The organism is Flavobacterium sp. FlaQc-30 (assembly GCF_044005885.1).
Classification (GTDB): Bacteria; Bacteroidota; Bacteroidia; order Flavobacteriales; family Flavobacteriaceae; genus Flavobacterium.
Genome location: NZ_JBIPCO010000002.1, coordinates 80,812 through 106,567 on the forward strand (window position 1 = coordinate 80,812; position 25,756 = coordinate 106,567).

Genomic DNA, 25,756 nt, shown 5'->3' on the forward strand with positions numbered 1-25,756 from the left:
ATTTTTATTTCAATAAAAAAGACGATCATTAATGATCGTCTTTTTTGTTATGCTCTAATTATAAAATGCTCTTTTTCTTGTTCGTATCTAAAAAATACAAATCCCCATTGAAAGGTATCGATAGTAACTTTTACTTTTGGGTGATTTTTTATGATTTCCCAAGTTTCCTCCATTTCTGGAGACCAATGAATATCATCAAAAATCCAAACTGAATCGTTGTTGATTGTTGGTAATAAACTTTCAAAATAGGCTAAAGTTGCTTTTTTAGAATGATTACCGTCAAAGTAAATTAGATCGTATGTTTTAGATTTTAGATTTTCAGAAACTAAAAAAGATTCAAATTCTACAATTATGTTTTCGACGTTTTTACAATTAAATTTTTCTAATTGATTTTTTGCAATATTTCCAGTTTGTGGGCATCCTTCTATAGTAGTAACTTTTGCGTTTGTGTTTCCAAGAGCTAGGGCAGAAGTTGCTAAACCTAATGAAGTTCCTATTTCAAGAATGTTATTTGGCTTGAAATAATTAGTTACTCTAAATAATAGTTCAGCACGTTTTGGAGAAATTCCAGCCGTCAATGCAATTTTATAAATTTGTCTCTTATTTGATTTAAAGACTTTTGAACCTGCACCAAAATCAGTTACTTCGATGAAATTTTTGTTTTCAAGAAGTGACTTTCTGTATTTTTTTAGAATTTTATATTCTGGTTTAGGCTTCTTATCATAGAAACATTTTGTCAGCAGACTAAAAACGAAAGGCGAATGAACACCATGTTCGTTTTTAGAATTCCAAAGAAATTTTAGATAAGATTGTATTTGAAAGAGCATTCTTATAATATTTCGTTTTTCAGGCGAATTAATTTACGGTAATCAGTTTAATTTCAAATATTAAAACAGAACCTCCTGGAATGCCAGAAACAGAATAACTGCCGTATCCTAAATGTGCTGGAACAAACAAAATACCACTTCCGCCTTCTTTAAAAAAGGGTAATCCTTGCTGCCATCCTAAAATTAATTTGCTTAATGGGAAAGTTGCGCCCGAAGCATTTTGATCAAAAACTTTTCCATTGGTAAGAGAACCTTTGTAGGTAACAGTAATAGATGATTGTGTAATGGGTTGTTTGCCGGTTCCTTCTTCAGTAATAATATAATGTAAACCAGTGTCTGTTTTTTTTGCTGTTAAATTGTTTTTAACTAGATAATCTGTGATTTCTTTTTCGTTTTCAACGCTGTAATCTATTTTTTCAGGAATTTTTTCTAATCCAGAATCACTTGAACAAGAGATAAAAAAGGTAAGAATTGAAAAAGCAACTAATAATTTTTTCATGTGGTATTTGTTTTTAAAGATCGTAAATATATAAAATTAGGCTTTAGTCTGTGTTTTAGTTGAAAAAATGATTTTTTGAAAACGAAAATCTATAACTGAAATATTAACTTTCAAGTTTAGCCGAAAGTTCAAACCAGCGTTCTTCTTTTTTATCTATTTTGTTTATGATGTTTTGCAGTTCGTTTGCTTTTTTCTCAATATCGGCATCGGCAACTTTTCCGTCAGAGAATAATTGCTCGATTTTAGTTTTTTCGATTTCTAAATCTTTAATTTCTCTTTCGATTTTTTGATATTCTTTTTGCTCGTTGAAACTTAAATTTCCAGTAGGATTGTTTTGTTTCCAGTCTTTCTTTTCGGCTTTGTTTTCTTCTTTTTGAGCCACATCGGCACTGTCTTCATAAGCACGGAAATCAGAATAGTTTCCAGGGAAATTCTCGATTTCGCCATTTCCTCTAAAAACAAATAAATGATCGACAATTTTATCCATAAAATAACGGTCGTGCGAAACTACTAATAGACATCCTGGATAGTCTAAAAGGAAACTTTCAAGAACGTTTAGCGTTACAATATCTAAATCGTTTGTTGGCTCATCTAGAATTAAAAAGTTTGGATTCTGAATTAAAACCGTACATAAATACAAACGTTTTAATTCTCCACCGCTTAATTTTTCGACATAATCGTATTGTTTTTTGGCATCAAAAAGAAAACGCTCTAACAATTGCGAAGCCGAAATGATTTTTCCTTTTGCAAGCGGAATATATTCTCCGTACTCTTTTATAATATCAATTACACGTTGACCCGGTTTTGGATTAATTCCGGATTGTGTATAATATCCAATTTTAATAGTGTCACCTTTTACAACCCTGCCGCTGTCTGGCGGAATTGTTCCGGTTAGTAAATTTAAAAAGGTAGATTTTCCTGTTCCGTTTTTACCAATAATTCCAATTCTCTCGCCGCGCTGAAAATCAAAACTAAAGTTGTCTAGAATAACACGGTCTTTGAATTTTTTAGAAAGTTTATGAAGCTCGATAATTTTGCTTCCCATTCTTTCCATGTTAATTTCAAGCTCAACTTTGTTTTCTTTACGTCGGCTTTGTGCTTTTTCTTTAATTACATAAAAATCGTCCTGACGTGATTTAGATTTGGTCGTTCTCGCTTTTGGCTGGCGGCGCATCCATTCTAATTCTTTTACAAAAAGATTTTTTGCTTTGTCAATACTAGAATTTTCAGAAGTAATTCGCTCTTCTTTTTTCTCTAAATAATACGAGTAATTTCCTTTGTATTGATATAGTTTTCCGTTGTCTAATTCTATAATTTCATTGCAGACACGTTCTAAAAAGAAACGGTCGTGCGTTACCATAAATAAGGTGATATTTTCTTTAGCAAAATAACTTTCAAGCCATTCGATCATTTCAAGATCTAAATGGTTGGTTGGCTCATCTAGAATCAATAAATCAGGGCGATTGATTAATATGATGGCCAATGAAAGACGTTTTTTTTGCCCTCCGGAAAGATTTTTTACTTTAAGTTTAAAATCCTCAAGTTTTAACTTGAATAAAATTTGTTTGTACTGCGTTTCAAAATCCCAAGCATTATGCTGATCCATTCCGTCAAAAGCTTTTTGGTACGCTTCTTCGTCATTTGGGTTTTCTAGTGCTTTTTCGTATGCTTCAATTATTTTAAGCGTTTCATTGTCTGAAGCGAAAATACTTTCTTCAATCGTAAGTTCATCCTGCAAATTATTGTCCTGCGACAGAAAAGCCATTCTGATTCCTTTTCTTAAAACAACTTGCCCGGTATCTGGTTCGTCTAAACCATTAATGATACTCATAATAGTTGTTTTTCCAGAACCATTTTTGGCAATAAAAGCGATTTTTTGATCTTTATTGATTCCAAAAGAAATGTTGTCAAAAAGGACTCTTTCGCCAAATGACTTTGATATATTTTCTACAGATAAGTAATTCACTTTTGTAATTATAAGTTATAAAATATGAGTTATGAATGTTTTGAAAAACATAACTTTCTGCAAAAGTAAACTATTATCTTGCATTTGCGAATTATTTATGTAGATACGATCCTAGAAGAGGACTCAAATCAAAGTAATGTATTTGCTGCGGATTATTTAAGATGGGTTTGCGAACCAAAGATTCATTTGTAATAAAATAATGAAGTCCGTCTTTTGTGGTAATTCCTTCAATTTGATGAAATAGGAGTTTTAGATGTATTCGACGTTTATTTCCTGATAAAAAATCTCCATTTTTAAAATCATACAATAAATAGAGAAAAGGCTTTCCTGTTTTTGAGTAACCGCACAAAACAATTGCTTTTTTGTTTTCAAGAAAAACGGCACCCGTAACTAAACCTTTTGTGTTAATTGTGCTTTTAAATTGTGCAATATGATTTCCAGCGTGATTTGGTAAAACGTAAATACTCGTTTTTGAAGATTTCCATTGCTTGGTAAACAGATAAATACTGTCTTTTGAAACTATAAAAGCTTCGCAGTCAAATTTGGTTGTGTTTGGTTTCTTTGCAGAGAAATCAGTTTGATCAGAATACTTGAATGAAATTGTTTCAATAATTGGATTCTCATTCAAAAATGATGTTTTGTTTATTTTTAGAATTTTTAAGTCAGTTCGATTTCCGCTTGCATTATTTCCGCAATCGCCAATATAAATATGCGTGCTGTCTAGTGATATTTCTTCCCAATCATTATTCACAGCGTGCTCAAGAATAATTTTTCGTCTAATTTTTCCAATAGAGTCCAATCCGTAAATAGTTTTATCATTATCGTCATTATGTGTCCATAATAAGTTGTCGAATGTAATTAGTCCTGAAGTTTCTTTAACAGAGTCACTTAATTTGATTGAATATGCAGGTTTTACTTTTATGCTTCTGTAAAGACAGCTTCCGTCATTTTGAGTTGCTTTTGGGTTGTAGTTTTTCGAAAGAGGATCTGTACAGCCAGAAACCTGCGAATAAGCTGAAGTGAAAATTATAAGGAAAAAGAAAATTACTTTTTTCATTTACAAATAGGCATTAATAAAAACAAAAGTACACTATTAAGAGATTAACATAAAAAAGGCTTTTTTGTTGCATTTTGATTTTTGCAGTTCAATTTAGATACTATGTTTAAGATAGATTCTTTTTAAAATATTTATTAGAAATAAAAACGAGATCTCGTCTATTATTTTAAATTTGTTATTGCCAAAAACAAAGTAATTTATGAAAATTAAAGAAAATTTATACAATCAAAGGATTATATCAATAGATGCTTTACGTGGAATTACCATTTTTGTAATGATATTTGTAAATGAATTGGCAAGTATAAAAGAAGTCCCGCAATGGCTTAGACACATGCCTGCAGATGCAGATGCGATGACTTTTGTTGATGTAGTTTTTCCTGCTTTTTTGTTTATTGTAGGTATGTCAATTCCATTTGCTTTCAATGCCAGATTGCTAAAAGGAGATAGTCCTAAAGTAATTTGGATTCATACTTTAAAAAGAGCTTTAGCTCTAATCATTATTGGTGTTTTTATGGTTAATGCCGAATATGGTTTTGATGCTTCAAAAATGATTATTTCTCCGGTGCTTTGGGCGCTTATAGCCTATGCAATGCCAATTCCTATTTGGAATAAATACCCTAAAGATTTCCCAATTTGGTTAAAAAACAGTCTTCACTACGGCGGAATGCTCGTTCTGGTTATTCTTTATTTTTTATATGTGCGAGATACCGGCGAAATTGGAATAACGCCTAAATGGTGGGGAATTCTAGGATTAATTGGCTGGGCATATCTTTTTTCGGTAATTTACTATTGGCTTGTTTCAGGACGATTATGGGCGATGATTGCATTTTTGTTTGTTTGTGTAATTGCAAATTCAATAAATCTAAGTGCTGATCTTCCACTGTCAAATCTGCCTTGGTTTAAATTTATTGCTGGGCATTTAACGCACGCTGCATTAGTGAGTGCAGGAGTAATAATCTCGTTATTGTTTTTTGACAGGAAAATACAGCAAAAAATTAACTGGCCGGTAATTGCTTTTGCCGTTTTGTTTTTTGCAATCGGGTACTTTTTGCGCCCTTATTTTGGAATTTCAAAAATAAAAGGAACGCCGTCTTGGACGATGTTTTCTGCTGGAATTTGTACCGTGCTGTTTTACTTTTTGTATTGGTTAATGGAAGTTAAGAAACAAACAAAATGGAGTGCGTTTTTTATGCCAGCCGCAGCAAACCCTTTATTGATTTACATTCTTCCCGGAGTAATTTATTATTTCTGCAAAGCTTTGGGATTTCATATTATTCCAGGTTATTTTAGAGTAGGAGTTCCGGGAATAATTTGGTCACTAGTATTTTCTACAATTATGCTTTTTGTTATGAAAGTATGTAATAAGTATAAAATTCAACTTCATTTATAGTAAGTCAAACAAGAGATTCTATTTGTAATAAAACGGTTAATGAATACGAACAGATTTTATTTCTAAAACGGCGTTTGATGTTGGATTGTAGTTTACAAAATTGAATTTGCAAAGGTTATGAATATTTAAAACCTTTCCATCTGCAAGACCATCTTGCTTGAACTCTGTCCACGGAACTTTTATTGTTGTAAAGCTTTTGGCTGATATCGGAAGATCAACTCTTGGGTGTGAGCCGCCATGCACACATCCAGTGCCTTCTACATTTCCTTCGCGAGCCTGCAGTTTTATTAATTCATTTGATTTATAGGTAATACTCACATATTTTGAGTTTTTAGATAAATTTGTGGGAACGCCGTCATTCGAGTCAGATTCAGAAATCATCACATTCAGCTCAATTGCACCTGCTGGATTTTCTTTTGCAGTAATCTTAATTAAGCCCTTTTCTTTTCTCATTTTATTAATGGTTTCCTGTGTTTCTTTCGTTGGGCCTGCAATATACCATGTCGAAGTTTTTACAAGATCTAAGCTTGAGCTCGAAGAAACGGTTAATGAAGAAAAACCATACATGAACAGCAAGACTAAAGAAAAAAGAAAATAGTTCAGGATAATCGACGGTTTGTTTTTCATAAAAAAGAGAGGTTTCAACATCAAAAATATAATTTTCTTTTTTATTATTTTGAAAGAGATACCTATTCTAAATAAAATTTTAAATTTGTAAGAAGTTGTTTCCGAAAACTTTACGAAATGAAAAAAGCAAAATTAATACTTGTTTTATTTTTCTTTTTTGGGATGCCGTTTTGTTACGCACAAAATGATTCCATTTCGAATAATCAAAAAGACATTTTGGATGTATTGTATAAGCTTTTCCATAAAAACGATTCTGTTCGAATAAAACCAGAAAAAAAAGTAGCATTTTCTTTGCTTCCAGTTCCTATAGATGCAAATAAAAGTGCCGGATTAGTAGTGTCATTTTTAACCACATTTTATTTGGGAGACAGCAAAACAACAAGAATGTCTCAAATTACCTTTTCTCCTTATTTTAGTTTTACCAAACAATATGTTTTTCCTGTGCAGTCTTATATTTATACGGCAGATAATAAGTGGAACTTTATAGGAGATTACAGGTATATGATTTATCCGCAAGATACTTATGGTTTGGGAGGGCATAATACCGAAGATAAAATGTCTACTTTGGATTATCAGCAATGGAGATTTTATCAATTTACAACCCGAAAAGTTATTGGTAATTTCAGAATGGGATTGGGTGTATTGTTTGATAATTATCAAAATATTTCTGAAGATTCCTATATAGATGAAGAAACTGATTACTCTAAATATATGAACGGTGATTTTACGGATGAAACTTCGTTAGGATTTGCTGTTCAAGGTTTATATGATTCTAGAGAAAACAATGTAAATCCAGAACAAGGTTTGTATGTCGAAGCAGATTATAGAATGAATACAAGCGGAGTCGATGGTAAAAAATGGAATTCTATTTATTTTGATGCCCGAAAATATCATTCGTTTAATAAACACAAACATCGAGTTTTAGCGTATAGAGCCTTTTATTGGTCCACTTTTGGAGGAAAACCGCATTATCTTGACTTGCCAAGTATTGGTTGGGATCGAGACGGAAAAACGGGTCGTGGTTTTACCAGAAATAGATTTAGAAGCAATGCACTTATTTATTTTGAAACCGAATATCGTACCGATATTTCAAAAAATGGTTTTTGGGGCGTCGTATTTTTTACCAATATTTCCTCAGTTTCAAAATTAGACACCTATCAGTTTAGTAAATGGAATCCCGCCGTTGGAACGGGATTACGTATTAAATGGAATAAACAGAATAATAGTAATTTAGTGCTGGATTTTGGAGTTAGCAAAAACGATTGGTCGCTGCGATTAGGTTTAACCGAAAATTTCTAACTTTCCCAAAAATCAAATTACTTAAAATTTCATGCAATTATCGGTTGTTATACTTAATTATAATGTGCGTTACTTTCTCGAACAATGCATTTTGAGTGTTCAAGAAGCACTTTTAACACTTGATGCCGAAATTATTGTAGTAGATAATAATTCATCTGACGATAGTTGTTTGATGATGAAAAATAAATTCCCTGACATTAAATTAATTCAGAACGATCGCAATTTTGGTTTTCCAAAAGGCAATAATATTGGAGTTCAATTTGCATCGGGAAAATACATTTGTATTTTAAATCCTGATACAGTCGTTGCAGAAGATACATTCGCTAAAATTTTGGCTTTCGCCGAAGAAAAACAAGATTTAGGAATAATAGGTTGTAAACTAATTGATGGTACCGGAGGTTTCCTGCCCGAAAGTAAACGAGGTATTCCAACTCCTTGGGTTGCTTTTACAAAGATTTTTGGTTTGTATAAAGTATTTCCAAAATCAAGAATATTTAATCGTTACTATGCCCAGCATTTAAATAAAGATCAAAGCGGAAAAGTTGAGATTTTAGTGGGAGCTTTTATGTTTATGAAACGAGATCTTTACCTTGAACTAGGAGGATTTGATGAAAATTGTTTTATGTATGCAGATGATATTGACTTGTCTTATCGTGCACTTTTGAAGCAAAAATCAAATTATTATTTTCATGAAACGACTGTTTTACACTATAAAGGAGAAAGTACAATAAAGGACGAAAAATATATGCTGCGTTTTCAAGAGGCAATGAATTATTTTTATCAAAAGCATTTTAAGAAATCTTGGTTTTTTACATTTTTTATTCAAATAGGAAGTTTTGTTTTTTCATTTTTTAAAATGTTTCAAGCGAAAATAAAAGTAAAACCATCGCCGGAAAGTTTTATTTTTTATTCCTCAAATCAAAATTTGTCTGAAAAATTACCATCTATTTTAAAAAATAAAGTGCAGTTTTTAGATTTAAAAAAAGAAAAAATGGTAAATTCGTGCCAGGTTTTTAAGGGGAAAAACATTGAGATAATTTTGGATAATCAGTATGTTTCATTCAAAAAATGTATCAAAATCATAGAAACTCTTAAAGATAAGAACATTACTTTTAAGATTTTCCCTAAAAATACAAATTTTATAATTGGAAGCAATTCGCGAAATGACATGGGTCAAATTGTGAAAATTGAGTAGAAAATTATATTAAATGTAATTTATATTTAAAATATTCAGTAATTTCGCAATCTGATAATCAAAATCACCCTTGAGGATAACAATATGGCAAGATTTGAATTAAAACTTCCAAAAATGGGAGAAAGTGTCGCTGAAGCAACCATTACAAACTGGTTGAAAGAAGTTGGAGACAGAATTGAAGCTGATGAAGCTGTACTAGAGATTGCAACTGATAAAGTTGACAGCGAAGTGCCAAGCGAAGTGTCGGGCGTTTTAGTTGAACAATTGTTTGGTAAAGACGATTTAGTTCAGGTAGGACAAACCATTGCTATTATTGAAACAGAAGGTGATGCTCCAGCTGTGCAAGCTGTTGAAGAAACTGCAGTTCCTGTAGAAGCAGTAGAAATTGAAAAAACAATAGAAACAGTTAAAGAGGCAGTTTCTGTACCGCAGGATTTTTCGGGATCAGATAAATTCTTTTCTCCTTTAGTGAAAAATATTGCAAAAGAAGAAGGTGTTTCTGTCGCTGAATTGAACAATATTGCAGGTTCAGGAAAAGATGGACGCGTAACAAAAGAAGATATTCTAAAGTTTATAGAAAATAGAAAATCAGGTGCTCCTGCTCAGCAAACTGTTGCTGCTGCGCCAAAAGTGGCAGAACCAATAGTTCAAAAAAGTCAGCAGGCAGTTCCAGTTTCTGTTAATGGAGGTGACGAAATTATTGAAATGGATAGAATGCGTAAGCTGATTTCAGGTTACATGACGGCTTCAGTTCAAACTTCGGCTCACGTACAATCATTTATTGAAGTTGACGTAACAAATATTGTAAAATGGAGAGATAAAGTGAAAACCGCTTTTGAGAAAAGAGAAGGCGAGAAACTTACTTTTACTCCAATTATGATGGAAGCTGTTGCAAAAGCTTTAAAAGATTTTCCTGGAATGAATATTTCTGTTGATGGAGATTATATCATCAAAAAGAAAAATATTAATTTAGGAATGGCAGCCGCATTGCCAAACGGAAATCTAATTGTTCCTGTAATTAAAAATGCAGATCAATTAAATCTTGTTGGAATGGCAAAAGCCGTAAACGATTTAGGGAATCGTGCAAAAGCTGGAAAATTAAAACCAGATGATACACAAGGTGGAACTTATACAGTAACAAATGTTGGAACATTTGGAAGTGTTTTTGGAACTCCAATTATCAATCAGCCTCAAGTTGGTATTTTAGCTCTTGGTGCGATTCGTAAAGTGCCTGCAGTTATCGAAACACCAGAAGGTGATTTTATCGGAATCCGTCAAAAAATGTTCTTGTCGCACTCTTACGATCATAGAGTTGTTGATGGAGCTTTAGGAGGAAGTTTTGTGAAAAGAGTAGCAGAGTATTTAGAAGCTTTTGATGTAGATCGTGATTTTTAATCGATCGATATTTAGATACAAACCCGAAAATTAGTTTTTTCGGGTTTTTTGTTTGTAGGAAAATAAGAAGATACAATTAAGAAGAAATTGTTGTCTGATAAATTTTGATGTTAAAATGCAAAAAAGAGACTTATTTTGGGCAAAAAAATAAAAATTTGCAAAGGAAATTCCGCTTTAAAAATTACATTTGTAAACTTATAAAATTTAAAAATGGAATTAAAGCTTAACAAACCAATTTGTTTTTTTGATCTAGAAACTACTGGAATTGACATCGGTAAAGATCGGATTGTAGAAATTTCGATATTCAAAGTTTTCCCAAACGGAAATAAAGAAAGTAAAACATGGTTAGTTAATCCTACTATCCCAATTCCGCCGCAAACAACAGCTGTGCATGGTATAACTGATGAAAAAGTGGCAAATGAGCCTACTTTTACAGAGTTGGCACCGCAGGTTTACAATATGATTAAGGATAGTGATTTAGGAGGTTTTAATTCAGATCGTTTTGATATTCCGTTATTGGCAGAAGAATTACTTCGTGCAGGAGTTGATTTTGATATGAAAAATAAAGTTTCTGTAGATGTGCAGACTATTTTTCATAAAATGGAAGAGCGTACATTAAGTGCTGCTTTGAAATTTTATTGCGGAAAAAGCCTTGAAAATGCCCATTCTGCAGAAGCAGATACAATGGCAACTTACGAAATTTTAAAAGCACAATTAGATCGTTATCCAGAATTAGAGAATGATATGAAATCATTGTCTGAATTTACAACTCGAAAAAAAATAGCTGACTTTGCTGGAATGATTGCTTTTGATAAAGACAATGAAGAGATTTTTACTTTCGGAAAACATAAAGGAGCAAAAGTAGAAAAAGTATTAGAATCAGAGCCGGGTTACTTTAGTTGGATTCAAAATGCAGACTTTCCTTTGTATACCAAAAAAGTTTTAACGGCAATTAAATTAAGAAAATTAAACACTAAATAAAGTATTCAGTGTTCAGTTTTTAGTGTTCAGTGTTTTTGAGTGCTAAGTTTTACTGAACACTAAAAACTGATTACTGAACACTTAAGAAAAATGAAGATAATCTGTATCGGTAGAAATTATACCAATCATATTGAGGAGTTAAAAAACGAACGACCAGATGAACCTGTGGTTTTTATGAAGCCAGATTCGGCAGTTTTGTTGAAGCAGCATCCGTTTGTAATTCCAGAATTTTCTGAAGAAGTTCATCATGAATTAGAAGTAATCGTAAAGATTAATAAAGTAGGAAAATATATCGAACCAAAGTTTGCTAATAAATATTACGAAGAAATTAGTGTAGGTATTGATTTTACAGCCAGAGATTTACAAGATAAATTAAAAGCAAAAGGATTGCCGTGGGAAAAAGCAAAAGCTTTTGACGGTTCTGCGGTAATTGGTGATTTTTTGCCAAAAAGTGATTTTGTTTCATTAGAAAATCTTACGTTTGAACTCAAGAATAATAATGAAACTGTTCAAAAAGGAAATACAAGCTTTATGCTTTGGAAAATTGACGAATTGATTTCGTACGTATCGCAATTTTTTACCTTAAAAATTGGAGATATTATTTTTACTGGGACGCCTGCGGGTGTTGCATCGGTTAAGCCTAATGATATTTTAGAAGGCTTTTTAGAAGATAAAAAATTATTTAGAATACAAGTAAAATAATGGCCTTAAAGTACAACCTTTCGAAAGTGTACGCGCTTTCAGATAACGATCCTGAATTTGTAAACGAAATTCTTAATTTATTTGTTACAGAAGTCCCTGAAGATTTAAAACAAATAAAAGAGGGAATTAAGAAAAAGGATCATAAGTATGCCTATTCTTATGCTCATAAAATAAAACCTACATTAGATTTAATGGGGTTAAATGTTGCTTTTGAAGAAATTCTGCAAGTAGAAGCTTGGACAAAAGCAGAGGGAAAGAAAAAGGATATTATAGAGACTTTTAAAAGTATAAAAGTTCAGGTTAAAGATGCGATCAAAGAAATCAAGAAAGATTTTGATTTGTAAGATTTAAATGTTCTTAATTCTTGTTTTTTTAAGAAAAGAATAAGAATTAAGGATTTCTTCTATTGTTGAGGTTGTTTTTCAATTTCTAAAAACTTCGTTTGCTCAACATCTGGTATTTGTTGTAAAAAGAATCCAGCTTTTATTTCCTTATAAATAAAGTAAAAACAGCAATCTACTTTCTAATAACAACTTGCATTACCGCAAGTGAAAATAATATTTGTATGAAGGCAGCCATTATAACTATTGGAGATGAAATTTTGATAGGTCAAATTATTGATACAAACTCTGGTTTTATTGCTAAATCACTTGATCGAATTGGTGTTGAAGTTGCAGAAATGATTTCGATTAGTGACGATAAAAAACACATTTTAGATACTTTTGAGCAATTGCAAAACAAGGTTGATGTTGTGATTGTAACCGGCGGTTTAGGGCCTACAAAAGATGATGTTACGAAGAAAACTTTTTGCGAATATTTTAATGACGAATTAGTTGTTAATCCAGAAGTTTTAGCGCATGTAACGCAGTTAATAGAAGGTTTTTATAAAAGACCAATTTCACAATTAAACAAAGATCAAGCGCTCGTTCCGTCTACCTGTACAGTACTTCATAATCAAGTGGGTACTGCGCCGGGTATGTGGATGAAAAAAGAAAATACCGTATTTATTTCACTTCCCGGAGTTCCGTATGAGATGAAATATTTAGTCGAAGAAGAGATAATTCCGAAAATAGTCAAAGAATACAAGCGCCCTTATATTATTCATAAAACTATTCTAACCTATGGTCAAGGAGAGAGTTTAGTTGCAGAGCGTATAGAAACTTGGGAGAATAATCTGCCAGATTTTATAAAATTAGCGTATCTGCCAAATCCAGGCAGAGTGCGTTTGCGATTAACAGCCAGAGGAACGGATAAAGCCGAGTTAGAAAAAGCAATAGAAGAGAATGTAAAATCTTTAGATGCTATAATTCATGATATAATAGTTGGTTATGAAGAAAATGAAACGATAGAAACTGTAATTGCTAAGTTTCTTTCTCGACAAAATAAAACGATTTCAACGGCAGAAAGTTGTACCGGAGGAAGGATTGCTTCGTTGTTAACTTCGGTAGAAGGCTCTTCAAAATATTTTAAAGGAAGTATTGTTTCGTATGCAACAGAGGCTAAAGTCAATGTTCTTGGTGTTTCGCAGGATTTAGTAGATGAATTTACAGTGGTAAGTGCGCAGGTTGCATCAGCTATGGCTTTGAATGTGAAAGAAATACTGAAAACGGACTATGCAATTGCGACAACTGGTAACGCCGGACCCTCAAAAGGTGATTCAGATGCTGAAATTGGCACTGTTTTTATAGCTTTGGCTACCCCAACGGAGATAATTGTAGAAGAATTTAACTTTGGTCAACCACGTGAAAAAGTGATAGATAGAGCCACGATTAAGAGTTTGGAAATTTTACAGAAAGAAATTTTAAAAATTGTGCAATAATTTTTTGCTACAATGGTTTATTTTTCTTTTCTTTGCACCCTGATTTTGAATAACGATAAAAGATAAGTATAATGTCAAGAGTTTGTGACCTTACAGGTAAAAGAGCGATGGTAGGAAATAACGTTTCTCACGCTATGAACAAAACTAAGAGAAAGTTTTCTGTAAACTTAGTTAAAAAGCGTTTTTATCTTCCAGAAGAAGATAGATGGATTACTCTTAGAGTAGCAGCATCTACGATAAAAACAATTAATAAAAATGGAATCACTGCTGTTTTGAAAAAAGCGCAGTCAGAAGGATTTATCAAATAATCTTTTCCTAAATAAATATATAGCAAGATGGCAAAGAAAGGTAATAGAATCCAAGTAATTTTAGAATGTACTGAGCACAAGACTTCTGGTGTTCCAGGAACTTCTAGATACATTACAACTAAGAACAAAAAAAATACTCCAGACAGATTAGAGATTAAAAAATTTAATCCAATCTTAAAAAGAGTAACTGTTCATAAAGAAATTAAGTAATAATTAGAGATTTATAAGTCTCAGTGGTTTGGCCATTTGAGTTTTATAAAACTTCAAATAACATTTGAATCATGGCAAAGAAAACCGTAGCATCGTTACAAACATCTTCTAAGAGATTATCAAAAGCCATCAAAATGGTGAAATCTCCTAAAACTGGTGCATATACATTCGTAGAATCTATTATGGCTCCTGAAGAAGTTGATAATTTCTTGAAAAAGAAATAATTACATTTACAATATATAGAAAAGCTACTTTCATTCGGAAGTAGCTTTTTTATTTTTTATATTTGTTTAAAAATTTGTAGAAACCATACAATTTGTGTTTTTTTTAAACATTAGTTCCCGCCATACTCTTTATCTTTACTCGTCTAAAGAAGATAAGTAAAGAATATTGTTCTTGTCGGGATTAAATTAAAAGCAAAAGGTATTCTATAAGCATTAGGATTGTTTTAAAGCCCTAAAGAAGCAATCTACAACTAACAATAAATAAAAAATGAGTTTTTTTAAAAAATTATTCTCTACCGAAAAAAAAGAGACTTTAGATAAAGGTCTTGAAAAAACGAAAACTACTTTTTTCTCTAAGTTAAGCAAAGCTGTTGCAGGAAAATCTAAAGTTGATGACGATGTTTTAGATAATCTTGAAGAAGTTTTGGTAGCTTCAGACGTTGGTGTAAATACTACATTGAAAATCATCGAAAGAATTGAAAAACGCGTTGCCGAAGATAAATATTTAGGTACAGCCGAATTAAATCAAATTCTTCGTGATGAAATAGGTGGTTTATTATCTGAAACCAATACAGGCGAAGGAACAGAGTTTGATATTCCAAAAGATAAAAAACCATACGTTTTAATGGTGGTTGGAGTAAACGGTGTTGGAAAAACTACTACAATAGGTAAACTGGCTTATCAGTTTAAAAAAGCGGGTTATAAAGTGGTTTTAGGTGCTGCAGATACATTTCGTGCTGCTGCAATAGACCAGTTACAAGTTTGGGCTGATCGTGTTGATGTTCCAATCGTAAGACAAAATATGGGGAGTGATCCTGCTTCTGTAGCTTTTGATACTTTGCAATCTGCAGTAGCTCAAAATGCTGATGTTGTAATTATTGATACCGCTGGACGTTTACACAATAAAGTTAATTTGATGAATGAGCTTTCTAAAGTGAAACGTGTTATGCAGAAAGTGGTTGAAGATGCTCCACACGATGTGCTTTTAGTTTTAGATGGTTCAACAGGTCAAAACGCTTTTGAGCAAGCTAAGCAATTTACGGCAGCAACAGAAGTAACATCATTGGCAGTAACAAAATTAGATGGAACTGCAAAAGGCGGTGTTGTGATTGGTATTTCAGATCAATTTCAAATTCCTGTAAAATATATTGGTGTTGGCGAAGGAATTGAAGACTTACAAGTCTTTAATAAATATGAATTCGTAGACAGTTTCTTTAAATAAAATAATAATGAGTTTTTCTTCTTTAAAAAATATATCGGCAGTTGTATTTTATTTTGCAAGTGTGGTGTGTTTTGTTTTAGCAAATGTTTTAAGAGACAGCAGTCTTTCTTTTTATTATGTTCTGCTTGTTCTAGGAATAGGATTCTTTTTTATGGGAGTTCTTAAAAGGCTTCGTACTAAGCAATAATTTATTACTGTAATTTTGATTATGAAATACTGTTTTCTTGTTTTTCTTTTTCTTGTGTTTTCTTGTAAAAAGGATAAAAGTGAAAATGGTATTAAAAGTCAAAAAGTAATTGTTATACAGCCTTTGGGTGATTTTAAAACAGAACAATCTCAAAAGGTATTTGTAGAAATTAAGTCTATAAATCCAAATGTAGTTTTAAGATCAAAAAAATCCTTTCCTGAAAATTCATTTTATAAACCCAGAAATAGATATCGAGCAGATAGTATTATTAAAAGTCTTAAGGATAAAATTGGCAAAGATTCTATAATTGTTGGATTGTCTAACCGTGATATTAGTACAACATATAAAGGGGTTGTAGATTGGGGTGTTATGGGATTAGGTTATAGACCGGGAAAAGCCTGTGTGGTTTCTGATTTTAGATTGTCTCCAAAGAACAAAAGTGAACAGTTTTATAAGTTAGTTCTTCATGAGCTTGGGCATACAGAAGGTTTGCCTCATTGTGCAGTAAAGACTTGTTTAATGCGAGATGCTGAAGGTGGAAATCCCCTTGATGAAGAAAAAGAGTTTTGTATGAGTTGCAAGAGTTTTTTAATGAGAAAAGGCTGGCAATTGATTTAGAATGTTTTTACTTCAATATTTACTTAGATTCTTCGTCGTTAATTAAATAGTACTTTGGTTATATAAGTTTATCTTTGTGATTCACTAAATTTCTTTTTGAAAATGGGAGTCCTAGCCCTGATGGGAGCGGCATCCTTTTTCTGGCTTCTTTAGGCAGGAAAAGATACAGCGGACAGCGGGAATAAGCTCCAAATTAATATTATAAATTATTATGAAAAACACTTTTATGGTTTTGGTTTTGTCGCTTTTGTTTATAAGCTGTAAACAAGAAATAAAACCCGCAGATATTGAAAAACTTAATGGTTACTGGGAAATTGAAAAGGTGGTTTTTGATAAAGGTGAAGAAAAAGCATACGGAATGAATGAGAACTTTGATTATTTTCAGATAAAAGGAAATAAAGGTACTCGTACGAAAGTTATGGCGCAGTTAGATGGTACTTTTTTAACTACAAATACTTTTGAAAATGTTGCAGTAAGATTTACTGATAAAGGAACTTTTTTGGATTATAAAACAGATTATGCCAAATGGAGTGAGGAGTTGATTTCTGTTTCAGATGAAACTTTTGTTGTAAAGAACGATCAAAATAAAGAATATCATTATAAAAAAGCAGGACCAGTTAATATTTTAGAAAATGGCAAAAAGACTAAATAATCAAAGTACAATTGGCGATGTTTTACAGCAAATTATTCAGGTGAATAAATTGCAGCCTGGAATGGATCAAATTGATGTAAAAGAGGCATGGAGACAGTTGATGGGAAATGGAGTGAACACATACACCAGAAATGTTGTTTTAAAAGGAAGTACGCTTTATGTTGAACTTGCGTCGGCCGTTTTAAGGGAAGAGTTAAGTCATGGAAAATCTAAAATCGTTAAGATGATTAATGAAGAATTGGGTCGTGAGGTTGTGAAAGACGTTGTTTTAAGATAAATCTCATTTGGAATTTAAGATAGGTAAATTATGATAATCATAAAATCGAAGTTTAAAATTTTCCCGATTGTTTTAATCTCATATTTGAGTGCTTTGCCTCTTTTGGCTATTTATTTATGTTTTATATCGCTAAAGGAAAATATAATATTAGCTATTTTGTTTTTATTGTTTATTGTTGTTTTCTGGTTAACTATATTGAAAACTCGGGCAAACAGTATAACAATGTATGAAGATAGTATACTAGTGAAACGTTACTTTGGATTAGGAAAATCGATAGTATATAAATACGCTGAATTAGATGGTTTTGCTACTATGTTCGAGACTGGAAAAGGCAGTGTTTATGAGTCTATTTTTATTCTTGAAGAAGGAAAAAGAGTAGGTTGTATTTCTAGTTTTTATCATAGCAATTTCGATGCTTTAAAGTTAAACCTGAAAAGTAATTTAGTCGATTTAGTGGAAATGGAAAATACTTTAAAAAGAGAGAACGCTTAATTGTTTGCATAGATTAATAAAATAGAAAAGCCGTTTCAAGTTTTGAAACGGCTTTTTATTATGTGTAAAGTTCAGTAATTATTAATACTGAACTCTAAAATCATAAATTAGAATTGCTCTCTTCCGGCAAAGTGGAATGCGCCTTCGATTGCAGCATTTTCGTCGCTGTCAGAACCGTGAACTGCATTTTCTCCAATTGAAGTAGCATATGCTTTACGGATAGTTCCTTCAGCAGCTTCAGCAGGATTTGTAGCTCCAATTAAAGTTCTGAAATCTTCTACTGCGTTTTCTTTTTCTAAAATTGCAGCAACAATTGGTCCGCGTGACATAAATTCAACTAATTCTCCGTAGAAAGGTCTTTCTGCGTGAACTGCGTAAAATGCTTGAGCATCAGCTACAGTTAATTGAGTTAATTTTAATGAAACGATTTTAAAACCACCGTTAGTGATCATTGCTAAGATATTCCCGATGTGTCCGTTTGCAACAGCATCTGGCTTAATCATTGTAAAAGTTCTATTTGTTGCCATTTTTTATTTTATTAAATTTTGTGCAAAAGTATACTTTTTTTATGAATTGATTTTAATTAATTCGTAATTAAAACACGTTAGAATGATGTTTCGGTGAATAAAAGCTTTTTTAAACCATATAAGTAATGTAAGTTCATTTAAATCTGTGTGTGAAACAGCTTAAAAAGTTTTGCCATTTTCTAAAATGAATTTACATTACTTATATGGTGAAACATTTTTATACTTTGAATATTAATTTGTTTCTGTAGAATATCCATAGAATAAACGTCCAAATACAAACATAGGTCAGTGCGCCAGCCAGCGAAGCAGTCATTGGATTGTTGAAAAATGGTGCAATCCCGAAACTATATAAGTAATTTAATAAGTTGATTTTCTCTGAGGTATTATGCGGATTCTGAAATTCGATCATTATTAAAGCCTGCGGAATAATTTGCGAAGTAAAGAAAACAATCATTGGATTTACGCCCCAAATTAAAAAAGGTTTGAAGCCTTTTTTGTAATTGCTAATATCAATTATATAGTATAAAATTGTTAGAAATACTGTCGCTAATCCTGTAGTGTACAAAACATAACTGCTTGTCCAAAGTGATTTATTTATTGGAAAAACGATGTCCCAGATTAAACCAAAAAAGATAAGTATCGTACCTATGATGCCCATTTTTTGCGCTTTTTGTATTTTGATCGTATTTGCTTGTAAAACCTGTCCAATTAATAAACCGATAATTCCGTTTACGATTGATGGAATTGTACTTAAGATTCCTTCAGGATCCCAAGTTATGGTGCCGCGATACATATGTCCTTTTAGTAAAACACTGTCAACCCAAGAAGCTAGATTTGTTCCTTTTTCAAGGTTAGCTTCACCAATTCCGGGTACAGGAATTAAGGTCATAATTGCCCAATAGCCAAATAGTAAAAGTATTCCAGTTATAATTTGTGTTCTTTGAGATGTTTTTAAGTACAAAAGAGAAACGACAAAATAAACGATCGCAATTCTTTGTAAAACTCCTGGAAGTCTTACGCTGCTATAAGCTTCAATACCGCTGTAAGCTAGAAATAGATAAATAAAGAGAATTGAAAAGGCTAATATGTTTTTAATTTTGGAACTGAAACTTCCCATTAAAGCATAACCTACGGCAATTGTAATGGCTAATCGGCCAATTAAAAGTGGGATTCCTTCGAGCCCAAATAACTGAATTTTTCCAAAAAAGTTAAAGAAAATCCCTAAACAGAGCATTCGTAAAGAGCGAACTAGGATTTTATTAAAAGTGGAACCGTCATAAAATTTATCCGGCATTGCTAATGGGACCGCAACACCCATTATGAAGATGAAAAACGGAAATACTAAATCAGTAGGCGTGCATCCGTTCCAATCGGCATGTAATAATGGCGGATAAACATTGCCCCAATCGCCGGGGTTGTTTACAATTGTCATCAATAAAATAGTGAGTCCTCTAAAGACATCTAACGAAATCAAGCGCTCTCTGGTCATAGTTTTTGGTAAATAGGTTAATTTTTGTTTTTATAAAATTTTTCTATTTGGTTTAGAGAGGCAATAATTTCGAGAAGAAGGTGGTTATTTGGTTCTCAGAATTATTACTTTATTGTTTTTTTAGTCACGAATTGCATGAATTTTAGAATTACTTTTTTGCTTCTAGAAATTAGTGTGAATTAGTGCAATTCATGGCTGACTTTTTTATATTGTTATAATGTTAAAATTCATTTCTAATGGTTTCAAGTTCTCCAATAAAAGCGGTACTAATTCTTCGCCTTTTTCTAAATAAAACTCAGAAAAATTGGTTTGGCGTTCTTGTAAACTATTATTTGGAAATAATTCGCACTGTAAATCAATAACACGTTGTAATTGATTGTGTAATTTTCGTTTTTGCGCTTTTAATAAACGTTTTTCTAAATTTTCAAGACCTTTTGTCTGTTTTATTTCCTGTGCTTTAACAGCTCCCGAAAATGATTTGTCAGTTTGATCTGCCAGTTCGTAAAGATATTGAAATTGTGTTTTCAAAATATCTTTTTGCGGCGTCAAATCAATAGGAAATGTCGAAATTTTATGTGTGATTGTGTTGACTAAATTCTCTTGTTTGGTAAATAAATCTTTCCAGCTTAAATGCAGCTGATCTGCTTTTTTAGCTTGTTTTTCAGTTGCTAGAAGAACGGAATTACGAACTAAAAGCATTGGAAACGTAATTTTTACCGCATCAAAAAAAGATTTCAATTCAAGCCAATAGGCAATTTCTCCGCCTCCGCCAATATAACATAAATTAGGTAAGATAATTTCTTGATAAAGCGGACGCATTATCACATTTGGGCTGAACTTTTCGGGATTACTTTCTAAAAGGTTGAAAATTTCTTCTTTTGAAAACGTGATTTTTGTATTATTTACAACGTACTTATCATTTTCAAAAATGATTCTTTCGCGTAAATGATCTTCAATATAAAATAAATTAATCTCGCGCGGATTTACCTGAATTGTATATGCTGCAAGCTGTTCAATTGTTTTTTGAACGGCTGTGTATGAAGTTTGTTTTTCTAGTTCTTCTTTTACATACGGAATAAAGGCACGTTTTAAGTGTGCATCATCAGCATCTAAGATTACTAAACCATAGTCTGCAAATAAGCTGTTTGCTAAAAATCGAGTCGCATCGGCTAGATTGTCATGTTTTAAATAAGCATCAGCAAAGAGCTTTTTTAATACATTGGCATTTGTACTTGAGCCTAATTCTAAAGCGTAAATTTCAAAAAACTCTGCCAGACCTTCAGTCGAAAGTCTTCCAACTGGACCATTACTTTCTTTGTTCCATCTGAATTTTTTTCCTTTAAAATTAAAATAGTTAATTTCTTCAAAATCATGATCTTCTGTTGCCATCCAGTAAATCGGAACAAAATTTTGTGATGGGTATTTCGCTTTTAATTCTTCAGTAAGATTAATGGTCGAAATAATTTTATATAAAAAATACAATGGACCGCTAAATAAGTTTAGTTGATGTCCAGTTGTAATTGTAAAGGTATTTTCGAGTGCAAGAAGTTCAATGTTCTGTTTAGTAGAATTCGAAACTTCTATGTTTTGATATTGCTTTTTTAAAGTCTCTACTAAAGGAATTCGATTGTTATTGTCAAAGTTGACCGTCTTTTCAGTGATTTGTTTCTGAAAATTTTCTAAAGTAGGAAAATGATTGTACAGCGGCTTTAATTCTGATTTTTGATCTAAATAATCTTGTATTAGTTTAGAAAAATATCCTGAAGTTTGGTAGCTGATACAGTCTGTAGGCATAATTTGAAATTTATTTTTGACAGCTGTAAATTTAATGAAAATATACAGTCAAAATTGGTTTTAACGATTGCTTAAGAATTGATTTTTAAATTTTAAGATAAATGTCTTAAAATCAGTTTTTTAATTAAGTTTTTTAAGGGGTTGTAAAAATGTAAAAACGCATTAAATTTGTTAATAATGTGTAAATGGTTTAAAACTAATTTGTGTATCATTGAATTATTAGAGGTGAAAACCTATTTTTGTAGCAGAAATAAATATATCTATTTTACATGGAAACTAACCCAAAAAAGAAGAACTCCTTAAAACACGTTCTTTTTGGAAGCCTAATTGGTACTACAATTGAATTTTTTGATTTTTATATTTACGCTAATGCAGCTGTATTAGTTTTTCCACAATTATTTTTCCCCAGTTCAGATTCGACTATGGCGACTCTGGAATCGTTAGCTACTTTTTCAATTGCATTCTTATCACGACCTTTAGGTTCTGCTTTTTTTGGTCATTATGGTGATAAAATCGGACGTAAATTTACATTAGTGGCGGCTTTATTAACAATGGGTATTTCTACAGTTACGATTGGATTTTTGCCAAGTTACGCCAGTATAGGTGTTGCGGCGCCTTTATTGTTGATGCTTTGTCGTTTTGGGCAAGGTGTTGGTTTAGGAGGTGAGTGGGGAGGAGCAGTTTTGCTGGCTATAGAAAATGCACCGCCAAACAAACGTGCTTGGTACGGAATGTTTCCGCAACTAGGCGCTCCAATAGGATTGTTACTTTCGGGAGGAACATTTTTATTGTTAACCGATTCTATGAGTAATGAGGATTTTATGGATTATGGGTGGAGAATTCCATTTATTGCGAGTTCACTTTTGGTTGTAGTCGGTTTTTATATTCGAACAAAAATTACTGAAACACCTTCATTTGAAAATTCTAAAAAAGAGAAGGAAGAAGTTAAAATCCCTTTTTTAGTATTGGTAAAATCATATAAAAATCAGTTAATTTTTGGAACGTTTGCTGCCATTACAACTTTTTTAGTTTTTTATTTAATGACCGTTTTTACATTGAGCTGGGCAACTTCAGATTTAGGAATTGTCAAAAGAGATGCATTATTAGTGCAATTATTCTCCGTACTGTTTTTTGCGGCTTTTATTCCAGTTTCTGCAGTAGTTGCTGATAAAATCGGACGTCGTAAAATGCTTATTATTGCCACAGGAGCTATTGCAGTTTTTGGTTTTTTCTTTTCGTACTTTCTGAGTACTGGAAACATTGCTTTAATTACCACTTTTGCCTGCATCGGAATGGGGTTAATGGGGTTCACTTATGGTCCTTTAGGAACATTTTTATCAGAGTTGTTTCCAACAAATGTTCGTTATTCTGGTGCTTCTTTGACTTTTAATATGGCAGGAATTCTTGGAGCTGCTTTTGCGCCAATGATTGCCATTTATTTAGCCTCTACTTATAGCGTAAGTTATGTAGGGTTGTATTTAACAGCTGCTGCTTGTATTTCATTATTTTCATTTTTGGTAATCAGTAAAGAGGAGCATAAGTTTTAAGATATTTCTAAAGATATAGGAAAGCAGTAATTTAAAAATTACTGCTTTTTTTTGTCAGTTTAAAAAGTATTTAGATATTTGTCTAAATATATAAATAGAATGAATGATATTTTTAAAGCATTAAATGATGCAACAAGAAGAGAAATTCTTGAGCTTTTAAGACAGAAAGATATGTCTGCAGGCGAAATTGCAGATGCATTTAATATTTCAAAACCAAGTATTTCGCATCATTTAGATATTTTAAGACGAGCGGATTTAATTACATCCGAAAAAAAAGGGCAATTCATCATTTATTCCATCAATACCACCATAATGGAGGATGTCTTGCAATGGATATTAACTTTTAAAAAATAAAAAATGAATTTAGAATTAAAAAAAGAGCTTCCAATTATTGGAATTGTATTGGCTCCTTTTGTGTATTTAGGTACAATTTGGAACAGTCTTCCGGAAAGAGTTCCAATACATTGGAATATTAATGGACAAATTGACGATTGGGGAAATAAATCTTTCTTGATTGTATTGGTTTTTATGCTGCCGGGCTTAATGTATCTTATTACGATTGCGGCTGCAAAATTTGATCCTAAAAAAAGGATTTCTTTAATGGGGTCTAAATTTTATCAATTGAAGTTTTTTCTGATTTTGATTATGTCTTTGCTTGCATTGTTCATAATATACATCTCAAAAAATCAAACTTTTTCAAATCCGAATTTAATGTATGTTTTGATTGGTGCTTTATTAATGGCATTAGGAAATTATTTTAAAGTAATTCAGCCCAATTATTTTATCGGAATTAGAACACCGTGGACATTAGAAAATCCTGAAGTTTGGAAAGCTACGCACGTATTTGCAGGTAAGCTTTGGTTTGGCGGCGGTCTAATTATCATTTTAGGGGCACTTATTTTTTCAGGCCCTATTTTCGCTAAAGCTTTCATTGCTATCGGAGTTGTTTTAGCATTTGTACCAATTGCATATTCCTTTATCAAATTCAAGCAATTAGAGAAAAAAGAAGAAAAACTGTAACGGTTGAAAATCAATTAAATCATTCACTTATTCAAATAAAAATGTTAAAAACAGTACTTATTATAATTACAGCTTTAATTTCTTTTATAATGAACGCACAAGAAATTACAGGACAATGGAATGGACTTTTGAAGGTTCCGAACGGGCAGTTAAGAGTTGTTTTTCATGTCAACAAGGCAGAAAATGGATATAATGGGACAATGGATAGTCCAGATCAGAAAGTCACAGGAATTCCTTTGGGGAAAGTTGTTTTTGAAAATTCGATTTTAAAATTGGAAATTCCAAGTGCTCAAATTTCTTACGAGGGTACCTTGAATAAAGATAATATTGTTGTTGGAAAATTTACGCAGGGAGGACAATCTTTAGAACTGGATTTATCTAGGGAAACTATTCAACAACAAGTTTATGCAAGACCTCAGGAACCGCAAAAGCCTTACCCATATTATACTGAAGAAGTAAAATTCGAGAATAAAACTGATAATGTCGTTTTAGCAGGAACTTTGTCTCTTCCTAAAAAAGAGGGGAATTTTCCGGCTGTGATATTAATTACAGGAAGTGGCAGACAAAATAGAGATGAAGAACTTTTAGGACATAAACCGTTCCTCGTTTTAGCGGATTATTTGACTAAAAAAGGCATTGCGGTATTACGTTTTGATGATCGTGGTGCAGGCGAATCTACAGGAGATTTTTCGAAAGCATCCACGATTGATTTTTCAAAAGACGTTCAGGCTGGAGTTGATTATTTAAAAACAAGAAAAGAAATTGATAAAAAGAAAATAGGATTAATAGGCCATAGTGAAGGTGGACTAATCGCACCTATTATAGCAGGAAATTCTAAAGATGTTGATTTTATTGTTTTATTGGCAGGTCCTGGTTTGCGTGGCGATGCTTTATTACTTTTACAAACCGAATTAATAGAGAGACAAAGTGGTGTTTCTAACGAGGAAATTAAAAAAAGACAAGAAATTTTAAAGGGGGCTTACGATCTTGTTTTGGCTTCTTCTGCAAATGATGAAAATTTCAAAAAGAGTGTAGGTACTTATTTTAATTCAAAATTTGATGAGAATCAAGCAAAAGCGGCGACGCACCAAATTACAAGTAATTGGTGGTACACTTTTATAAAAATGGATCCAGCAGTTGCTTTAGCAAAAGTAAAATGTCCAGTTTTAGCGCTTAATGGAAGTAAAGATTTGCAAGTCCCTGCAGAAGTTAATTTACAAGTGATAGAAAAGACTTTAGCAAAAGCGGGAAATAAAAAAGTGACGGCTAAAATTTCACCTGATTTAAATCATTTGTTTCAGGAGTGTAAAACAGGTTCGCCAGATGAATATGAAAAAATTGAACAGACTTTTTCTCCAATAACTTTAGAAGAAATATCAAGGTGGGTTTTATTACAGACGAAATAAGTTAAAAAATGTTGTAAATAAAAAAC

28 protein-coding genes are annotated in these 25,756 nt (G+C 32.1%); 20 read left to right on the plus strand and 8 right to left on the minus strand.

Features of this window, described 5'->3' with window-relative positions; genetic code table 11:
• Positions 1-47: 47 nt before the first annotated feature.
• The 4 genes from ACHRV0_RS05690 to ACHRV0_RS05705 all read right to left on the minus strand — a co-directional run bounded on the left by ACHRV0_RS05690 (position 48) and on the right by ACHRV0_RS05705 (position 4,349).
• Entirely contained in the window at positions 48-827 is a 780-nt protein-coding gene (locus tag ACHRV0_RS05690) for an O-methyltransferase (protein ID WP_395440178.1), read from the minus strand.
• Between the two features lie 28 nt (positions 828-855).
• Positions 856-1,326, minus strand: coding sequence for an FKBP-type peptidyl-prolyl cis-trans isomerase (locus tag ACHRV0_RS05695; RefSeq protein WP_129022944.1), 471 nt, complete (start codon positions 1,324-1,326; stop codon positions 856-858).
• 103 nt (positions 1,327-1,429) lie between these two features.
• The gene (locus ACHRV0_RS05700; RefSeq protein ID WP_089052922.1) at positions 1,430-3,292 is read right to left on the minus strand and encodes an ABC-F family ATP-binding cassette domain-containing protein; all 1,863 of its coding nucleotides are present in this window, start codon (positions 3,290-3,292) and stop codon (positions 1,430-1,432) included.
• 91 nt (positions 3,293-3,383) lie between these two features.
• A complete protein-coding gene (locus tag ACHRV0_RS05705; protein ID WP_395440179.1) occupies positions 3,384-4,349 on the minus strand; it encodes a T9SS C-terminal target domain-containing protein in 966 nt (321 codons plus the stop codon).
• Between the two features lie 199 nt (positions 4,350-4,548).
• On the opposite strand from ACHRV0_RS05705, the gene ACHRV0_RS05710 reads away from it, so the two are divergent.
• Positions 4,549-5,739 carry a DUF5009 domain-containing protein gene (locus tag ACHRV0_RS05710; protein ID WP_395440180.1) on the plus strand — a complete coding sequence of 397 codons (1,191 nt, stop codon included), beginning with the start codon at positions 4,549-4,551 and terminating at the stop codon, positions 5,737-5,739.
• Between the two features lie 36 nt (positions 5,740-5,775).
• Here ACHRV0_RS05710 and ACHRV0_RS05715 read toward each other — a convergent pair whose 3' ends face one another.
• Positions 5,776-6,366, minus strand: coding sequence for a hypothetical protein (locus ACHRV0_RS05715; RefSeq protein ID WP_395440181.1), 591 nt, complete (start codon positions 6,364-6,366; stop codon positions 5,776-5,778).
• Positions 6,367-6,483: 117 nt separating this feature from the next.
• Between ACHRV0_RS05715 and ACHRV0_RS05720 the strand changes: the two genes are divergently transcribed.
• The 15 genes from ACHRV0_RS05720 to ACHRV0_RS05790 all read left to right on the plus strand — a co-directional run bounded on the left by ACHRV0_RS05720 (position 6,484) and on the right by ACHRV0_RS05790 (position 17,947).
• On the plus strand, positions 6,484-7,665 hold the full coding sequence (locus ACHRV0_RS05720) for a hypothetical protein (protein WP_395440182.1): 1,182 nt from the start codon (positions 6,484-6,486) through the stop codon (positions 7,663-7,665).
• Between the two features lie 31 nt (positions 7,666-7,696).
• Entirely contained in the window at positions 7,697-8,860 is a 1,164-nt protein-coding gene (locus ACHRV0_RS05725; protein ID WP_395440183.1) for a glycosyltransferase family 2 protein, read from the plus strand.
• Between the two features lie 84 nt (positions 8,861-8,944).
• The gene (locus tag ACHRV0_RS05730; RefSeq protein ID WP_395440184.1) at positions 8,945-10,255 is read left to right on the plus strand and encodes a dihydrolipoamide acetyltransferase family protein; all 1,311 of its coding nucleotides are present in this window, start codon (positions 8,945-8,947) and stop codon (positions 10,253-10,255) included.
• Positions 10,256-10,465: 210 nt separating this feature from the next.
• Positions 10,466-11,236 (plus strand): 3'-5' exonuclease, encoded by a 771-nt coding sequence (locus tag ACHRV0_RS05735; protein ID WP_089052928.1) that lies wholly within the window; start codon positions 10,466-10,468, stop codon positions 11,234-11,236.
• Between the two features lie 90 nt (positions 11,237-11,326).
• A complete protein-coding gene (locus ACHRV0_RS05740) occupies positions 11,327-11,938 on the plus strand; it encodes a fumarylacetoacetate hydrolase family protein (RefSeq protein WP_089056246.1) in 612 nt (203 codons plus the stop codon).
• A complete protein-coding gene (locus tag ACHRV0_RS05745; protein WP_089052930.1) occupies positions 11,938-12,282 on the plus strand; it encodes an Hpt domain-containing protein in 345 nt (114 codons plus the stop codon). The genes ACHRV0_RS05740 and ACHRV0_RS05745 overlap by 1 nt, the downstream gene beginning before the upstream one ends.
• Positions 12,283-12,503: 221 nt before the next feature.
• Positions 12,504-13,757, plus strand: a complete 1,254-nt coding sequence (locus ACHRV0_RS05750) for a CinA family nicotinamide mononucleotide deamidase-related protein (RefSeq protein ID WP_129022951.1) — start codon at positions 12,504-12,506, stop codon at positions 13,755-13,757.
• Between the two features lie 71 nt (positions 13,758-13,828).
• Positions 13,829-14,065 (plus strand): 50S ribosomal protein L28, encoded by a 237-nt coding sequence (gene rpmB, locus ACHRV0_RS05755; protein WP_008468080.1) that lies wholly within the window; start codon positions 13,829-13,831, stop codon positions 14,063-14,065.
• A gap of 27 nt (positions 14,066-14,092) precedes the next feature.
• Positions 14,093-14,275: a 50S ribosomal protein L33 gene (gene rpmG, locus ACHRV0_RS05760; RefSeq protein ID WP_008253902.1), complete on the plus strand. Its 183-nt coding sequence runs from the start codon at positions 14,093-14,095 to the stop codon at positions 14,273-14,275.
• Between the two features lie 71 nt (positions 14,276-14,346).
• Positions 14,347-14,499 (plus strand): DUF4295 domain-containing protein, encoded by a 153-nt coding sequence (locus ACHRV0_RS05765; RefSeq protein WP_071634818.1) that lies wholly within the window; start codon positions 14,347-14,349, stop codon positions 14,497-14,499.
• 268 nt (positions 14,500-14,767) lie between these two features.
• Positions 14,768-15,721 (plus strand): signal recognition particle-docking protein FtsY, encoded by a 954-nt coding sequence (ftsY, locus tag ACHRV0_RS05770; RefSeq protein WP_089052932.1) that lies wholly within the window; start codon positions 14,768-14,770, stop codon positions 15,719-15,721.
• A gap of 208 nt (positions 15,722-15,929) precedes the next feature.
• Positions 15,930-16,526 (plus strand): Zn-dependent protease, encoded by a 597-nt coding sequence (locus tag ACHRV0_RS05775; RefSeq protein ID WP_395440185.1) that lies wholly within the window; start codon positions 15,930-15,932, stop codon positions 16,524-16,526.
• A 211-nt stretch (positions 16,527-16,737) separates the two neighbouring features.
• Entirely contained in the window at positions 16,738-17,178 is a 441-nt protein-coding gene (locus tag ACHRV0_RS05780; protein WP_395440186.1) for a hypothetical protein, read from the plus strand.
• Complete coding sequence (locus tag ACHRV0_RS05785) at positions 17,159-17,455, plus strand: DUF721 domain-containing protein (RefSeq protein ID WP_089052934.1); 297 nt, start codon at positions 17,159-17,161, stop codon at positions 17,453-17,455. Before ACHRV0_RS05780 ends, ACHRV0_RS05785 begins: the two co-directional genes overlap by 20 nt.
• 222 nt (positions 17,456-17,677) lie before the next feature.
• Positions 17,678-17,947 (plus strand): hypothetical protein, encoded by a 270-nt coding sequence (locus ACHRV0_RS05790; protein ID WP_129022954.1) that lies wholly within the window; start codon positions 17,678-17,680, stop codon positions 17,945-17,947.
• Positions 17,948-18,054: 107 nt separating this feature from the next.
• On the opposite strand, the gene ACHRV0_RS05795 is transcribed toward ACHRV0_RS05790, so the two are convergent.
• The 3 genes from ACHRV0_RS05795 to bshC form a co-directional block, all read right to left on the minus strand.
• Positions 18,055-18,474, minus strand: coding sequence for a nucleoside-diphosphate kinase (locus ACHRV0_RS05795; RefSeq protein WP_129022955.1), 420 nt, complete (start codon positions 18,472-18,474; stop codon positions 18,055-18,057).
• 217 nt (positions 18,475-18,691) lie between these two features.
• The gene (locus ACHRV0_RS05800; protein ID WP_395440187.1) at positions 18,692-19,963 is read right to left on the minus strand and encodes an acyltransferase family protein; all 1,272 of its coding nucleotides are present in this window, start codon (positions 19,961-19,963) and stop codon (positions 18,692-18,694) included.
• A 204-nt stretch (positions 19,964-20,167) separates the two neighbouring features.
• Positions 20,168-21,757: a bacillithiol biosynthesis cysteine-adding enzyme BshC gene (gene bshC / locus ACHRV0_RS05805; RefSeq protein ID WP_395440188.1), complete on the minus strand. Its 1,590-nt coding sequence runs from the start codon at positions 21,755-21,757 to the stop codon at positions 20,168-20,170.
• Positions 21,758-22,026: 269 nt separating this feature from the next.
• On the opposite strand from bshC, the gene ACHRV0_RS05810 reads away from it, so the two are divergent.
• The 4 genes from ACHRV0_RS05810 to ACHRV0_RS05825 all read left to right on the plus strand — a co-directional run bounded on the left by ACHRV0_RS05810 (position 22,027) and on the right by ACHRV0_RS05825 (position 25,730).
• Positions 22,027-23,304: an MFS transporter gene (locus tag ACHRV0_RS05810; protein WP_089056238.1), complete on the plus strand. Its 1,278-nt coding sequence runs from the start codon at positions 22,027-22,029 to the stop codon at positions 23,302-23,304.
• 99 nt (positions 23,305-23,403) lie between these two features.
• The gene (locus ACHRV0_RS05815; protein WP_089056237.1) at positions 23,404-23,658 is read left to right on the plus strand and encodes an autorepressor SdpR family transcription factor; all 255 of its coding nucleotides are present in this window, start codon (positions 23,404-23,406) and stop codon (positions 23,656-23,658) included.
• A 3-nt stretch (positions 23,659-23,661) separates the two neighbouring features.
• Positions 23,662-24,324 carry an SdpI family protein gene (locus ACHRV0_RS05820; protein WP_129022958.1) on the plus strand — a complete coding sequence of 221 codons (663 nt, stop codon included), beginning with the start codon at positions 23,662-23,664 and terminating at the stop codon, positions 24,322-24,324.
• A gap of 41 nt (positions 24,325-24,365) precedes the next feature.
• The gene (locus ACHRV0_RS05825; protein WP_395440189.1) at positions 24,366-25,730 is read left to right on the plus strand and encodes an alpha/beta hydrolase family protein; all 1,365 of its coding nucleotides are present in this window, start codon (positions 24,366-24,368) and stop codon (positions 25,728-25,730) included.
• The last annotated feature ends 26 nt before the right edge of the window (positions 25,731-25,756 follow it).

Excerpts from the sequence above, each read along its gene's own strand:
- ACHRV0_RS05690 (WP_395440178.1), bottom strand. The coding sequence starts at position 827 with ATGCTCTTTCAAATACAATCTTATCTAAAATTTCTTTGGAATTCTAAA.
- ACHRV0_RS05695 (WP_129022944.1), bottom strand. The coding sequence starts at position 1,326 with ATGAAAAAATTATTAGTTGCTTTTTCAATTCTTACCTTTTTTATCTCT.
- ACHRV0_RS05705 (WP_395440179.1), bottom strand. The coding sequence starts at position 4,349 with ATGAAAAAAGTAATTTTCTTTTTCCTTATAATTTTCACTTCAGCTTAT.
- ACHRV0_RS05710 (WP_395440180.1), top strand. The coding sequence starts at position 4,549 with ATGAAAATTAAAGAAAATTTATACAATCAAAGGATTATATCAATAGAT.
- ACHRV0_RS05715 (WP_395440181.1), bottom strand. The coding sequence starts at position 6,366 with ATGAAAAACAAACCGTCGATTATCCTGAACTATTTTCTTTTTTCTTTA.
- ACHRV0_RS05720 (WP_395440182.1), top strand. The coding sequence starts at position 6,484 with ATGAAAAAAGCAAAATTAATACTTGTTTTATTTTTCTTTTTTGGGATG.
- ACHRV0_RS05725 (WP_395440183.1), top strand. The coding sequence starts at position 7,697 with ATGCAATTATCGGTTGTTATACTTAATTATAATGTGCGTTACTTTCTC.
- ACHRV0_RS05730 (WP_395440184.1), top strand. The coding sequence starts at position 8,945 with ATGGCAAGATTTGAATTAAAACTTCCAAAAATGGGAGAAAGTGTCGCT.
- ACHRV0_RS05735 (WP_089052928.1), top strand. The coding sequence starts at position 10,466 with ATGGAATTAAAGCTTAACAAACCAATTTGTTTTTTTGATCTAGAAACT.
- ACHRV0_RS05740 (WP_089056246.1), top strand. The coding sequence starts at position 11,327 with ATGAAGATAATCTGTATCGGTAGAAATTATACCAATCATATTGAGGAG.
- ACHRV0_RS05745 (WP_089052930.1), top strand. The coding sequence starts at position 11,938 with ATGGCCTTAAAGTACAACCTTTCGAAAGTGTACGCGCTTTCAGATAAC.
- ACHRV0_RS05750 (WP_129022951.1), top strand. The coding sequence starts at position 12,504 with ATGAAGGCAGCCATTATAACTATTGGAGATGAAATTTTGATAGGTCAA.
- rpmB (WP_008468080.1), top strand. The coding sequence starts at position 13,829 with ATGTCAAGAGTTTGTGACCTTACAGGTAAAAGAGCGATGGTAGGAAAT.
- rpmG (WP_008253902.1), top strand. The coding sequence starts at position 14,093 with ATGGCAAAGAAAGGTAATAGAATCCAAGTAATTTTAGAATGTACTGAG.
- ACHRV0_RS05765 (WP_071634818.1), top strand. The coding sequence starts at position 14,347 with ATGGCAAAGAAAACCGTAGCATCGTTACAAACATCTTCTAAGAGATTA.
- ftsY (WP_089052932.1), top strand. The coding sequence starts at position 14,768 with ATGAGTTTTTTTAAAAAATTATTCTCTACCGAAAAAAAAGAGACTTTA.
- ACHRV0_RS05775 (WP_395440185.1), top strand. The coding sequence starts at position 15,930 with ATGAAATACTGTTTTCTTGTTTTTCTTTTTCTTGTGTTTTCTTGTAAA.
- ACHRV0_RS05780 (WP_395440186.1), top strand. The coding sequence starts at position 16,738 with ATGAAAAACACTTTTATGGTTTTGGTTTTGTCGCTTTTGTTTATAAGC.
- ACHRV0_RS05785 (WP_089052934.1), top strand. The coding sequence starts at position 17,159 with ATGGCAAAAAGACTAAATAATCAAAGTACAATTGGCGATGTTTTACAG.
- ACHRV0_RS05790 (WP_129022954.1), top strand. The coding sequence starts at position 17,678 with ATGTATGAAGATAGTATACTAGTGAAACGTTACTTTGGATTAGGAAAA.
- ACHRV0_RS05795 (WP_129022955.1), bottom strand. The coding sequence starts at position 18,474 with ATGGCAACAAATAGAACTTTTACAATGATTAAGCCAGATGCTGTTGCA.
- ACHRV0_RS05800 (WP_395440187.1), bottom strand. The coding sequence starts at position 19,963 with ATGACCAGAGAGCGCTTGATTTCGTTAGATGTCTTTAGAGGACTCACT.
- bshC (WP_395440188.1), bottom strand. The coding sequence starts at position 21,757 with ATGCCTACAGACTGTATCAGCTACCAAACTTCAGGATATTTTTCTAAA.
- ACHRV0_RS05810 (WP_089056238.1), top strand. The coding sequence starts at position 22,027 with ATGGAAACTAACCCAAAAAAGAAGAACTCCTTAAAACACGTTCTTTTT.
- ACHRV0_RS05815 (WP_089056237.1), top strand. The coding sequence starts at position 23,404 with ATGAATGATATTTTTAAAGCATTAAATGATGCAACAAGAAGAGAAATT.
- ACHRV0_RS05820 (WP_129022958.1), top strand. The coding sequence starts at position 23,662 with ATGAATTTAGAATTAAAAAAAGAGCTTCCAATTATTGGAATTGTATTG.
- ACHRV0_RS05825 (WP_395440189.1), top strand. The coding sequence starts at position 24,366 with ATGTTAAAAACAGTACTTATTATAATTACAGCTTTAATTTCTTTTATA.